The following is a 12,204-nucleotide window of genomic DNA, read 5'->3' as shown; positions in this document are numbered from 1 at the left end:
CGGGAACGCGGGCCCAACTTACATTGGGACCTTTTTCAACATTTCCAGACCTACTTTGCCGGCGGCGATTTCACGCAGGGCGACCACGGTAGGCTTGTCCTTGGCTTCCACCTTCGGGGTGTGGCCTTGCAGCAGTTGGCGTGCGCGGTAGGTCGCGGCCAGGGTCAGCTGGAAACGGTTAGGAATGCTCTTCAGACAATCTTCAATAGTAATGCGGGCCATCTTAACTCCTAATAATCTTGTGTATTTATTCAGCGTGGATGCCCAACTGGGCAAAGAGCGAGGTGTTGCGTGCCGCTTGTTGCGCAAACCGGCAACGGGCCGCTCGGACTATCGCTGTCAATTCCGACAAAGCGACGTCGAATTCTTCGTTGATAATAGCATACTCGAACTCAGGAGCGTGGGCGATTTCGCCGCCCGCCGCCAGCAGGCGCTTGGTGATCACCTGCGGTTCATCGGTGGCGCGCTTGTTCAGGCGTTCCTCCAGCGCGGCGATCGACGGCGGCAGGATGAAAATCCCGGCCGCTTGCGGGAACAGCTTCTTGACCTGGCGCGCGCCCTGCCAATCGATTTCCAGCAGCACGTCGGTGCCGGTCTTCATTTGCTCTTCCACCATCAGGCGCGAGGTGCCGTAGTAGTTGCCGTGCACTTCGGCCCACTCCAGGAATTCGCCGTCCTTGGCGCGCGCGACGAAGTCTTCGGCGCTGGTGAAGTAGTACTGTACGCCGTGGGTTTCGCCCGGACGCGGCGCGCGCGTGGTGGTCGATATCGACAGCTTGATGGTCGGTTCCTGCGCCAGCAGCGCGTTCACCAGCGTGGACTTGCCGGCGCCGGAAGGCGCGGCCACCACAAACAAGCTGCCCGAGAATCCGTTGGATGAGCTCATATTGATCTTTCAAAATCGTCAGCGGGCGATCGAATGCGTCGCCCAAAGACGTATTTTACCAAGAGCAACGGCCCGGGTTCAATTTACAGCAGCGCGATGAATTGCTGCGCTGCGGCGGGCGCGCGTTCCTTGGCGCCGTTGATGAAGTAGACGTAGACCTTGCCGGACTTGGCGTCCTGCTGCCACTGCTGCGCCTGCGCGGCCCATTGCTTCAGCGCCGGCTTGGTGTAGCCGGTTTCGATGTCGCTGCGTGCATCCATCAGGCGCGCGTAGACGAACTCGCCGGTGACGTCGGTAAAGTTGGGGAATTTAGGCGAGTCGGTGATGACGGTGGCGACCTTGTGCTTGCGCGCCAGCTTCAGGTAGTCGTCGCACAGGAAGCTGTCGTGGCGGGCGTCCAGCACGTGCTGCAGTTTGCGCGTGCCGAGTTTGGCGGGCAGCAGCTTGAAGAAGGCGGCGATGTCGTCGGCGTCGAATTGTTTGGTGGCGGCCAGCTGCCACAGGATGGGGCCGAGTTTGTCGCCCAGTTCGGTGAGGCCGCTGTCCATGAAACGTTCGATCGATTCGCCGGCTTCGGCCAGCACCTTGCGGTTGGTGGCGTAGCGCGTGGCCTTCACCGAGAACACGAAATCGTCGGGTGTTTTGGCGGCCCAGCTGGCGAAGTGTTCGGGTTTTGCAGTGCGGTAGAAGGTGCCGTTGATTTCGATGCTGGTGACCTGGGTGCTGGCGTATTCAAGCTGCTTCTTGACCGGCACCTCTTTGGGATAGAAGGTCTCGCGCCAAGGGGCGAAGTCCCAGCCGCCAATTCCCGCCCTGATCTGCGCCATCTTGCGTCTCCTGATAGTATCGCCATTTTTGTCCACACAAGGATATACCATGAAAGATCTGATCGTCGTCGCCACCATCACCGCGAAGGAAGGCAATGAAGTCCTGGTGCGCGAGGCGCTGGAACGCGTCGTGCCGCCGAGCCGCGCCGAAGCCGGCTGCATCCGCTACGACCTGCACGTCGACCTGGGCAACCACGCCAGCTTCGTCATGCTCGAAGCGTGGCGCGACGAAGCCGCTCTGGCCGAACACGAAGCGACGCCGCATTTCCTGGAACTGGTGAAAGCCGTCGGCGGCAAGGCCGATATCCAGATCCTCAAGCTGAACCAGGTGCTGTAAGGAACCCTGGCCTTCCTGATTCGGGAATTTGGCGCTGCTTTGTCTTTTGTCATGCGACGGAGCGTGCCATGACGGCAGACTGGGCGGATGCCGAACACCGTTCAACCCGCCCGTTACGACCTGCCGTGGAAAGCAGCTTTAACGCACGCTTTCCACCCCTTCATGGACTTTTACTTTCCCGATTTCAGCGCGCACGTTGATTGGACGCAGCGCCCGCGTTTCCGGGACAAGGAATTGGCGGGGATTGTCATCGGCACCGTCCCGGACGCGATGGTGGCCGACAAGCTGGTTGAACTACGTCTGCGCGACGGCTCCGAGCACCGGGTACTGGTCCACATCGAAATCCAGGCGCAGCGCGATGCAGCGTTGGCGCGGCGCGTGCACGACTACAACTACCACATCGGCAAGACATACGGCCAGCCGGTGGCCAGCCTGGTGCTGCTGGCTGATGCCGATCCCAACTGGCGTCCGAGCAGTTTCCATCAGCAGGTGCCGGGCACGGCCAGGGGATTCACGTTCACGACCGCCAAGCTGCTCGATTACGCCGCCGACACCGATGCACTGGAAGCCTCGCACCATCCGTTTGCCTGGGTGACGCTGGTCCACCTGCGCACGCAGCAAGCCCATCATGATCCGGATGTGCTGTACGCGGCCAAGCTGCACTTGACAGGGTTATTGTTCAAGCATCGCTGGAAACGCAGGCGCATAATTGTATTATTCAACGTGATCAACTGGATGATGGCCTTGCCTGAGCCGCATCAGCGACGCTACTGGCAGGCTGCTCTTCGCTTGGAAAAGGAGCATGAAATGAAATTGCTCAACCCATTGGAACAAATGTTATTCGACGATTACCGGGAGAAAGGCCGGCGCGAGGGTCTGGAGCAGGGCCTTGAAAAAGGACTTGAACAAGGACGTGAACAAGGACTGGCGCAGGGACGCGCAGAGGGGGCGGCCGCGCTGTTGGAACGATTGTTGACACAGCGTTTCGGGCCGTTGCCGAAAACCGTCCTCAGCAAGCTGAAAAAGGCCAGTGTCGCGGAAGTGGAAGCCTGGGGTGATGCGCTAGCGGCCGCTGAATCTCTGAAGGAGGTTTTTGGCGCGACACAATCATCGGTGAAGCGCCTGAAAAAAATGCCGCTCAGTCTAAACTGAACGGCATTCCATGGTTAGTCCGGCGTAAAAGCCTTGGATGCTGCAAGGGTGTCCAGGGCTTCGCGCAGCAGTTGAATCTTGCCGTCTTTGGCGACCAGCCGGCCGGCGTAGGTTTGTTTGTAGAGCTTGCCGGTGGAGAGCACTTTCGCTTCCACGCTGTATTCGCCGAAGGCCTGGTCCGGGGTCTCGATCAGCAGCTGCACGTTGTGGAAACGGAAATCCGGCACGTTTTTCAGCAGGCCGGCAATAAAGGCCTCGATGGCCACCGGACCGACCGCGCGCACCTGCGGTCCCAGCGAAGGCAGCTCCAGCACTCCGTCCTCGGCAAACAAGGCCGCAGCGGCGGCAGGGTCCTGGATGTTGTCGAGGTAGGCGGTCAGCAGTTGGCTAGCGGTTTTCATGGTGTTTCCTTTCAAAAGCAGTTGGAGTGACACCACTGTACCGCTATGCCATTGTTAGATAAATCGGCTAAAGACGAATGCGTTATACACCTATGTGAATAATCTGGGCGTAAAAAAAGGAGCCGAAGCTCCTTGGTTTATTCCAGGTTCTGCACTTGTTCGCGCATCTGCTCGATCAGCAGCTTGAGCTCCATCGAGGCGTCGGCCAGTTCCTTGACCGAGGCCTTGGCGCCCAGCGTGTTGGCTTCGCGGTTCAGTTCCTGCATCATGAAGTCCAGGCGCTTGCCGACCTGGCCGCCTTTTTTCAGGATGTGGCGGGTCTCGGTCAGGTGCGCCGACAGGCGGCCCAGTTCCTCGGCCACGTCGATGCGGATGCCGTACAGGATCACTTCCTGGCGGATGCGCTCCAGCGCGTCCTGGCGCGACAGCGCCGAATTCGAACCCTGGCACGCCAGCCCCAGCGCGTCCTGCATGCGCTCGACCGCTTTTTGCTGGAACGCCGCCACCACTTGCGGAATCAGCGGCGTGATGCGCTTGACGATGGCTTCCATCGATTCGATGCGCGAGATCAGCATGGCTTCCAGCGCCGCGCCTTCGCGCTGGCGGCTGACCACGAAGGCTTCCACGGTGCGCGCGGTGAGGGCGGCCACGTCGGCCTGCAGCGACTCCTGGCCGATCTGCGCTTCCTCGATCACGCCGGGCCAGCGCAGTAATTCAGCTACTGACATCGTTTGCACGCCGGGGAATAAACCGCTGACTTCACCTTGCAGTCGTTGTAATTCAGTCAATAATGGCAGATTCAGGGCCTGGGTGCCGGCGGTGGCCGCCTTGCGGCCGAAGCTCAGGCGCAGCTCGACTTTGCCGCGCGTGATGGCGGCCATGATCGCCGAGCGTAAATCGGGTTCTAGCGCACGCAAATCGTCGTTTATTCGGAACTGTAAGTCCAAAAACCGCGAGTTCACACTCTTGATCTCGATGGTCAGTGTGCCCGCCGCACTTTCACTGGTGGCGACCGCGTAGCCCGTCATGCTGGAAATGCTCAATGGATATCCCCGATTTAATCTTTACAAAACAGTGATTTATCCACACAATCCGGTTGTCGAGGCGAGGAACCTTATGGCTGCACAAAACAATGCCCCCCTACCAGATGGCCTGGAAATTGCTGGATATCGCATTGTAAAGAAAATTGCGTCCGGTGGGTTCAGTATTGTTTACCTTGCATACGATAGCGAGGGCGTGGCTGTCGCAATCAAGGAATATTTGCCCAGTTCTTTGGCGCTGCGCCAGGAAGGCGAGCTGGTGCCAGCCGTCTCCAAGGCGCATCTTCCCGTGTTCCGCATCGGCCTCAAGTGCTTTTTCGAGGAGGGCCGGGCGCTGGCGCGCATCTCCCATCCGAATGTTGTAAGTGTGCTCAACTTCTTCCGCGCGCACGAAACCGTGTACATGGTGATGGCCTACGAGTCCGGCCATTCGCTGCAGGAGCATATCCAGCGCCAGCGCGGCAAGGGAGTTAAAGTAGGCGAACTTTTCATCCGCACGATTTTCACGCAGGCGGTGAAAGGCCTGCGCGAAGTCCACGCCAACAAGCTGCTGCACCTGGACCTGAAGCCGGCCAATATCTACCTGCGCACCGACGGCACGCCGATGCTGCTGGACTTCGGCGCCGCGCGACAGACCATCAACACCGACATGCCGACGCTGACGCCGATGTACACGCCCGGCTTTGCGCCGCCCGAGCTGTACGCCAAGACTGGCATGGGACCGTGGACCGATATCTATAGCATCGGCGCCTCGATGTTCGCCTGCATGGTTGGCTCGCCGCCGCAGCCGGCCGACCAGCGCAAGGCCGACGATAAAATGGCCGGCCATTTCGACAAGTTGGAAGGGCAGTATTCGCCGGAGCTGGTGCATCTGGTGCGCTGGTGCTTGCAGCTCGATCCGCTGGAGCGGCCGCAAAGCCTGTTCGCCTTGCAGAAGGTGCTGCAGGCCGGCGCGCCACCCGCAGCATCGGCAACGGCGGCGCCTTCGCCAACCATGATGGACAAGCTGCGCGGCCTGGTGGGCCGCTTGAACGGCACCGCCGCCCGCCCCAAGGCCGGCCCGGATACGCTGGTCTGAATCGACAAGGACTGAACCATGCAATTCTCCGTGTACCAGGAAAGCCACATCGGCGGCCGCAAGGTCAATCAGGACCGCATGGGCTACAGCTTCACCCGCGAGGCCTTGCTGCTGGTGCTGGCCGACGGCATGGGCGGTCACCTGCGCGGCGAGATCGCCGCCAGCGTCGCGCTGCAAACCATCTCCACGCTGTTCCAGCAACAGGCGCAGCCCTATGTGAAGAAGCCGCAGCGCTTTCTGGAAGAGGCGCTGCTGGCGGCGCACACCGACATCCACCAGTACCGCCATACGCACCAACTGGCGGAAACGCCGCGCACCACCATCGTCGCCTGCCTGATCCAGCACAACACCGCCACCTGGGCCCACTGCGGCGACTCGCGCCTGTACTGGACGCGCGACGGCCATATCCTCGGCCGCACGCGCGACCATTCGCACGTGGAGAGCCTGATCGCCAAAGGCCTGGCGCAGCCGTCCGAGCGCGCCACCCACCCGGACCGCAACAAGCTGTGGAACTGCCTCGGCGCCGATTCCGCGCCGCGCGTGGAAGTGGGCGGCGGCGCAGGGCTGCTGCCGGGCGATATGGTGCTGTTGTGTTCCGACGGTTTGTGGTCTATGCTGCCGGACGATGAAATTCTGCACCGCCTGCACGCGCAAACCGTGGTGCGCGCCGTGCCGGAAATGCTGCAGGCCGCGCTGCATGCGGCGGGCGACGGCAGCGACAACGTGACCGCGCTGGCGATCACGTGGCAGGGCGGTTCGGTGACGGACGGCATGGACCCGCTGACGGTCACCATGATCTCGACCGAAGCGCTGCCGGAAACCCTGCTCGCCACGACGATCCGCGACACCGCGCCGCCGCAAGCCGCGCCGTCCGACGCCGACGGCGTTGACGCCTTCGACGACGACGAAATTGAAAAAGCCATCGCGGAGATTCGCGGCGCCATCGAAAAATCCTCCCAAATTCTTAAATAGGAACTGTATGACTTCTGTAATCCGTCCAAGCGGCCGCGCCGTCGATGCGCTGCGCACCCTGCGTCTGACCCGCGACTACACCAAGCACGCCGAAGGCTCGGTGCTGATCGAATGCGGCGACACCAAGGTGATCTGCACCGCCAGCATCGAAGACAAGGTGCCTGGCTTCCTGAAGGGGAAAGGCCAGGGCTGGCTGACCGCCGAATACGGCATGCTGCCGCGCTCCACCCACAGCCGCATGGACCGCGAAGCGGCGCGCGGCAAGCAGTCCGGCCGCACGCAGGAAATCCAGCGCCTGATCGGCCGCTCGCTGCGCGCAGCCTTCGACCTGGAAGCCTTCGGCGAGCGCACCCTGCATCTGGACTGCGACGTGATCCAGGCCGACGGCGGCACCCGCACCGCCTCGATCACCGGCGCCATGGTGGCCGCCTACGACGCCTTCTCCAAGCTGGTGGCGCGCGGCGCGATTCCGGCCATCCCGCTCAAGCACTTCGTGGCGGCGATTTCCGTCGGCGTGTATCAGGGCACGCCGGTGCTGGACCTCGACTACGTGGAAGACTCGGGCTGCGACACCGACATGAACGTGGTGATGACCGACGCCGGCCACTTCATCGAAGTGCAGGGCACAGCCGAAGGCGTGGCGTTCGACCGCGCCGGCATGGACCGTTTGCTGGACCTGGCGCAGGGCGGCATCGCCGACCTGGTCAAGCTGCAAAAGCAGGCGCTGGGCATCGCAGGGTAAAATACGGCATGACACAACGACTTATCCTCGCCTCCAACAACAAGGGCAAACTCAAGGAGTTCAACGAACTCCTCTCCACCGTGGGCTTTTCGGTCCACGCGCAGGGCGAATACGACGTGCCCGAAGCCGATGAACCTTTTCACACGTTTGTCGAAAATGCATTGCAGAAGGCGCGTCACGCGTCGCGCCTGACCGGCTTGCCGGCGTTGGCCGACGACTCGGGCGTGTGCGTCAATGCATTCGGCGGTGCGCCCGGCGTGCTGTCGGCGCGCTTCGCCGGCGAACCGAAATCGGACGCCCGCAACAACGAGAAAATGGTCGCCGAACTGGCCAAACATGAAGACAAGTCGGCGTACTATTACTGCGTGCTGGTGTTCGTGCGCCACGCCGACGACCCGCAACCGGTGATCGCCGACGGCCGCTGGAACGGCGTTATGATCGACACGCCGCGTGGCGAGGGCGGCTTCGGCTACGACCCGTACTTCTACATCCCGTCGCTGGGCAAGTGCGCCGCAGAGCTGAGCGCCGATGAAAAGAACGCCATGTCGCATCGCGGCCAGGCGCTGCGCGCATTGGTAGAGAAGCTGAAATGATCCCGATTAAAATCGTCGGCGCCAGCTCCAAGCCAGCGCGCGACATCAGTGAAACCGCAGGCGTGGCCGCCAAGTATTTGCAAGGCGGCGCCCTGAACCTGACGGCACTGCCGCCGCTGTCGCTGTACATCCACTTCCCGTGGTGCGTGCGCAAATGCCCCTACTGCGACTTCAATTCGCACGAAGCCAAGGAAGGCGGCGCCTTCCCCGAACAGGAATACCTGGACGCGGTGCGCACCGACCTGGAAATGGCGCTGCCGCTGATCTGGGGCCGCAAGATTTACACGATCTTCATCGGCGGCGGCACGCCGAGCCTGATGTCGGCCGCAGGGCTGGATCGCCTGCTGTCCGACGTGCGCACCTTGCTGCCGCTCGACAGCGACTGCGAGATCACGATGGAGGCCAATCCCGGCACCTTCGAGGCGGAGAAGTTCAAGTCCTATCGCGCCAGCGGCGTGAATCGTTTGTCGATCGGTATCCAGAGCTTCAACGAGCGTCATTTGAAAGCACTGGGCCGCATCCACGACGACAACGAAGCCAAGCGCGCGGTGGACATCGCGCTCGCCAACTTCGACAACTTCAACCTGGACCTGATGTACGCGCTGCCGTCGCAAACGCTGGAGGAAGCGCGCAACGACGTGGAAACGGCGATGGCCTTCAAGCCGCCGCACCTGTCGCTGTACCACCTGACGATGGAGCCAAACACGCTGTTCGCCAAGTATCCGCCGGCGCTGCCGGACGACGACGCCAGCGCCGACATGCAGGACATGATCGCCGAGCTGACGGCCGCCAACGGCTACAACCAGTACGAGATCTCGGCCTACGCCAAGGAAGGCCATCGCGCGCGCCATAACCTGAACTACTGGGAATTCGGCGACTACCTCGGCATCGGCGCCGGTGCGCACTCCAAGCTGTCGTTCCCGCACCGCATACTGCGCCAGGCGCGCTACAAGCAGCCCAAGGCCTATATGGAGCAGACCAGGCTCGGTGCGCCGGTGCAGGAGGAATACGAGATCGGGCGCGAGGACATGGGCTTCGAGTTCATGCTCAACACCCTGCGCCTGCACGGCGGTTTCGATCCCAACCTGTTCAGCGAGCGCACCGGCTTGAGCATCAACGCCATCGAGAAGCAGCTCAACGCGGCCGAGGCCAAGGGGCTGCTCTACCGCGACCACAAGGTCATCAAGCCGACCGAGTTGGGCCAGCGCTTCCTCAACGACCTGCAGGAGATGTTCCTGAAGGGTTAAAACTCTTCCCAGTCCTTGTCGCCGCCGACGGTGGCCGGCTTGCTGCCGGCGCTGGCCGTGGTGCGTCCGCCGTTGCCGGCGCTGGCGCCGGCCAGTTTCGGCGCTGGCTTGCGGGCTGCGGGGGCGGGTGCGGGGCGGGGCGCGGCCGGCAACTTGGCGCGCGGGGCGGGCGCGGACAGCGCGCCATGCACGCCCTCATTCCCCAGCTTGAACGACGACGCCACATCGGCCAGGCGCATGGCCTGTTCCTGCATGCTGGCCGCCGCCGCTGCCGCCTGTTCCACCAGCGCGGCATTCTGCTGCGTCACCTGATCCATCTGCGTGATCGCCGTGTTGACCTGGTCGATGCCTATGCTTTGTTCGCTGCTGGCCGAGGTGATCTCGCCCATGATATCGGTCACGCGGCGCACGCTGGCCACCACGTCGTTCATGGTGGTGCCGGCCTGCTGCACCAGCTTCTGGCCGATGTCGACCTGCTCGACCGAATTGCCGATCAACTCCTTGATCTCCTTGGCGGCGCCGGCCGAGCGCTGCGCCAGGTTGCGCACCTCGGACGCCACCACGGCGAAGCCGCGTCCCTGTTCACCGGCGCGCGCCGCCTCCACCGCCGCATTCAGCGCCAGGATATTGGTCTGGAAGGCGATGCCGTCGATGACGCTGATGATGTCGAAGATCTTGCGCGACGAATCGTTGATCGAGCCCATGGTGTCGACCACCTGGCCGACGATGGCGCCGCCTTTCTCCGCCACCTCGGACGCCGCATGCGCCAGTTGGTTGGCCTGCTTGGCGTTCTCAGCGTTCTGGCGCACGGTGGAGGTCAGCTCTTCCATCGAGGAGGCGGTTTCCTCCAGCGAGCTGGCTTGTTCCTCGGTGCGCTGCGACAGGTCCATATTCCCGGCGGCGATCTGGTTGGACGCGGTGGCGATGGTGCTGGTGCCGGTCTGCACCTCGCTCACCACCTGGCGCAGCGAATCGTTCATGCCGCGCAGCGCCGTCATCAGGTCGCCGATTTCGTCCTTGTTGTTGTGGGCGTCGAAGCGCGTGGTCAGGTCGCCGGTGGCGACCGTGGAGGCGATGTCCACCGCCGATTGCAGCGGCACCGTGATCGAGCGCGAGATGAACCACGCCGCCACCGAGCCGATGCCGACCATCAGCGCCGCCAGCAGCATCAGCAGCGCGTTGGCGCGGTCGTTGGCGGCGTCGATGGCGTGCGCGGTATCGTCGATGGCCTTGCGCTGCATGGTCAAGAAGCTCTTGATGCGGTTCTGGTAGGCGTCGGCGGCGGGCGTGAAGACGTCCTTGAACAGCTGCTCGCCCTTGGCGCCGTCGCCGGCCTTGCGGGCGTTCATGACGTCGGTCTTGGACTTCTGGTACTTGGCGCGCAGGTCTGTGATCTCTTCGAAAATCTTGCGTTCTTCATCAGACGACAGCAACTCCTTGATCTGGGCGATCAACTCGCCGCCGCGCTTGGTGCTGGCGGCGATGACGTCGGCAAAGGTCTCGGAGAGTTTTTCGTCGGTGCTGCGGGCGATCAGCGCGGTGCGGGCGATGGCCGAATAGGTCAGCACGTACCAGTCGGAGACCAGGCGCTCCTTGGCCAGCGGCTGCTCCATCATGGCGCGCGTGGCCTGGGCGTTGGCGCGGGCGTTGACCAGCGCCACGGAGGTGGCCAGGATGGCCAGCAGCAGCACGACGGCAAAGCCGATGGCGAGACGGGTACCGATGCGCAGTTGCGACAAGACATTCATGATCCTGACTCCTCTAGCTAGCGGGATTCAAGTATGCGCCTGTCCTGTGACGATACGACGACTTCGCGAACGACTGTTGCTTTTTCCAAACAGTCCGGCGGACGTCAGAAACTGGCGGTCTGTTTCAGGTCGGGTTTTTCGCACCAGCGGGCGAAGGCCTCGGCCATGCGCTCGCTCTCGCCAATGGCCTGCAGCCAGTCGCGGTTGCGACGGTCGTGGTTCTTGCCATAGACCTTGAAGTCCTTGCGGTCGGGCAGCTTGGCGTTGGGCAGGCGGGAGACGAAGTCCGGCGACGGCGACACCAGGATCATGTTCTCCAGCGCGTGGTCCTTGGCGCGGCGCCACGGCATCGACTTGTCGAGCCAACCGGGCACGATGTAGTCGTTGAAGTGCGGGTACAGCGCCAGGCCGGGATCGCGCTGGTAGGGCAGGTGCAGGTGGTAGTCGATCAAGCCGCCGTCCCAGTATGGGCCGTCGGGTGCGCCGGCGATGCCGGTGACCGCTTCCAGCACCAGCGGGATGGAGCCGGAGGCCAGCAGGGCGTCGCGCAGGTTGTCGGGCGAGAGGTTGACGAAATGGCCGGCGAAGGCGTCGAAGTCGTCGCGCAGCCAAGTGGCGTCGGCCTCCGGATGATGGAAGATCACGCGTTCCATCGAGGCGGCCAGGCGGCGGCGCGACAACGCGTTGCCGGCGGCGGCCATCAGGAAGCCGGCCATTTCGCGCCAGCGTGCGCTGTGGGCGTTGGCCAGCGGGCCGATGCCGCGCATGGTGATGATGGACACGTGGTGCTCGGGATGCCCGACCACTTCCTGCGCGCGGCCGTCGAGCAGCTCATCGAGCAGGGCGCGGCAGCTGCGCGAGATGTCCGCGGCGGTGACCTTGTCGGCGTAGCGCTGGCCGGCGTACAGGCGCGCCAGGCGCTTATGGGCTGCGACCGGATCGTCGAAGGCGGAAGCGGCCATGCGCCAGGCGCCGATGGAGGCGCCGATCAAACGGCGCTGACGTGGCGCGGTCGGGAAAAACTCGCCGAACATCCAGCAATCCAGGCCATGCAGGATCAGGCCCTTGGGACCGCCCGCAGCGGCGGGGACGACGGCGATATCGGCGGCCAGTACGCCTTCGGCGGCGATCCGCTGGCGCGCCCGCTGACCGAGACGGATGGTGATCGGTGAAGTCATGAG

Annotated in this window: 14 protein-coding genes; 7 read left to right on the top strand and 7 right to left on the bottom strand. The window is 63.1% G+C overall.

All coding sequences use genetic code 11. The features are described from left to right. Positions 1-18: 18 nt before the first annotated feature. The 3 genes from rpoZ to ACXZ1M_RS06730 all read right to left on the bottom strand — a co-directional run bounded on the left by rpoZ (position 19) and on the right by ACXZ1M_RS06730 (position 1,713). A complete protein-coding gene (gene rpoZ, locus ACXZ1M_RS06740; protein ID WP_154359737.1) occupies positions 19-222 on the bottom strand; it encodes a DNA-directed RNA polymerase subunit omega in 204 nt (67 codons plus the stop codon). 25 nt (positions 223-247) lie between these two features. After that, positions 248-886: a guanylate kinase gene (gmk, locus tag ACXZ1M_RS06735; RefSeq protein WP_459052417.1), complete on the bottom strand. Its 639-nt coding sequence runs from the start codon at positions 884-886 to the stop codon at positions 248-250. An 83-nt stretch (positions 887-969) separates the two neighbouring features. Continuing rightward, on the bottom strand, positions 970-1,713 hold the full coding sequence (locus ACXZ1M_RS06730; RefSeq protein ID WP_459052416.1) for a DUF72 domain-containing protein: 744 nt from the start codon (positions 1,711-1,713) through the stop codon (positions 970-972). Positions 1,714-1,762: 49 nt separating this feature from the next. Between ACXZ1M_RS06730 and ACXZ1M_RS06725 the strand changes: the two genes are divergently transcribed. Together ACXZ1M_RS06725 and ACXZ1M_RS06720 are read left to right on the top strand one after the other, a co-directional pair. Then, positions 1,763-2,050 (top strand): putative quinol monooxygenase, encoded by a 288-nt coding sequence (locus ACXZ1M_RS06725; RefSeq protein WP_459052415.1) that lies wholly within the window; start codon positions 1,763-1,765, stop codon positions 2,048-2,050. A gap of 87 nt (positions 2,051-2,137) precedes the next feature. Continuing rightward, complete coding sequence (locus ACXZ1M_RS06720; protein ID WP_459052414.1) at positions 2,138-3,202, top strand: DUF4351 domain-containing protein; 1,065 nt, start codon at positions 2,138-2,140, stop codon at positions 3,200-3,202. Positions 3,203-3,216: 14 nt separating this feature from the next. On the opposite strand, the gene ACXZ1M_RS06715 is transcribed toward ACXZ1M_RS06720, so the two are convergent. Together ACXZ1M_RS06715 and ACXZ1M_RS06710 are read right to left on the bottom strand one after the other, a co-directional pair. Further along, positions 3,217-3,603 (bottom strand): nuclear transport factor 2 family protein, encoded by a 387-nt coding sequence (locus tag ACXZ1M_RS06715; protein WP_459052413.1) that lies wholly within the window; start codon positions 3,601-3,603, stop codon positions 3,217-3,219. Positions 3,604-3,740: 137 nt separating this feature from the next. After that, on the bottom strand, positions 3,741-4,631 hold the full coding sequence (locus ACXZ1M_RS06710) for a YicC/YloC family endoribonuclease (RefSeq protein ID WP_459053980.1): 891 nt from the start codon (positions 4,629-4,631) through the stop codon (positions 3,741-3,743). Between the two features lie 88 nt (positions 4,632-4,719). Here ACXZ1M_RS06710 and ACXZ1M_RS06705 point away from each other — a divergent pair, with 88 nt between their 5' ends. From ACXZ1M_RS06705 to hemW, 5 genes are read left to right on the top strand one after another with little or no spacing between them, the layout of a single operon-like run. Next, the gene (locus tag ACXZ1M_RS06705) at positions 4,720-5,721 is read left to right on the top strand and encodes a serine/threonine protein kinase (RefSeq protein ID WP_459052412.1); all 1,002 of its coding nucleotides are present in this window, start codon (positions 4,720-4,722) and stop codon (positions 5,719-5,721) included. A gap of 18 nt (positions 5,722-5,739) precedes the next feature. After that, positions 5,740-6,693, top strand: coding sequence for a PP2C family protein-serine/threonine phosphatase (locus ACXZ1M_RS06700; RefSeq protein WP_459052411.1), 954 nt, complete (start codon positions 5,740-5,742; stop codon positions 6,691-6,693). A gap of 7 nt (positions 6,694-6,700) precedes the next feature. Beyond that, positions 6,701-7,435 carry a ribonuclease PH gene (gene rph / locus ACXZ1M_RS06695; RefSeq protein ID WP_459052410.1) on the top strand — a complete coding sequence of 245 codons (735 nt, stop codon included), beginning with the start codon at positions 6,701-6,703 and terminating at the stop codon, positions 7,433-7,435. Positions 7,436-7,443: 8 nt separating this feature from the next. After that, on the top strand, positions 7,444-8,028 hold the full coding sequence (gene rdgB, locus ACXZ1M_RS06690; RefSeq protein WP_459052409.1) for an RdgB/HAM1 family non-canonical purine NTP pyrophosphatase: 585 nt from the start codon (positions 7,444-7,446) through the stop codon (positions 8,026-8,028). Continuing rightward, positions 8,025-9,275 carry a radical SAM family heme chaperone HemW gene (gene hemW, locus ACXZ1M_RS06685; RefSeq protein ID WP_459052408.1) on the top strand — a complete coding sequence of 417 codons (1,251 nt, stop codon included), beginning with the start codon at positions 8,025-8,027 and terminating at the stop codon, positions 9,273-9,275. The genes rdgB and hemW overlap by 4 nt, the downstream gene beginning before the upstream one ends. Here hemW and ACXZ1M_RS06680 read toward each other — a convergent pair. Both ACXZ1M_RS06680 and ACXZ1M_RS06675 read right to left on the bottom strand, forming a co-directional pair. Further along, on the bottom strand, positions 9,272-11,023 hold the full coding sequence (locus tag ACXZ1M_RS06680) for a methyl-accepting chemotaxis protein (protein ID WP_459052407.1): 1,752 nt from the start codon (positions 11,021-11,023) through the stop codon (positions 9,272-9,274). The genes hemW and ACXZ1M_RS06680 overlap by 4 nt on opposite strands. A gap of 104 nt (positions 11,024-11,127) precedes the next feature. Next, positions 11,128-12,201 carry a patatin-like phospholipase domain-containing protein gene (locus tag ACXZ1M_RS06675; RefSeq protein ID WP_459052406.1) on the bottom strand — a complete coding sequence of 358 codons (1,074 nt, stop codon included), beginning with the start codon at positions 12,199-12,201 and terminating at the stop codon, positions 11,128-11,130. Between the last annotated feature and the right edge of the window lie 3 nt (positions 12,202-12,204).

This window comes from Duganella paludis, assembly GCF_054461335.1.
The sequence above is the reverse complement of the archived record's forward strand: the minus strand, read 5'-3'. Positions and strand labels throughout refer to the sequence as shown.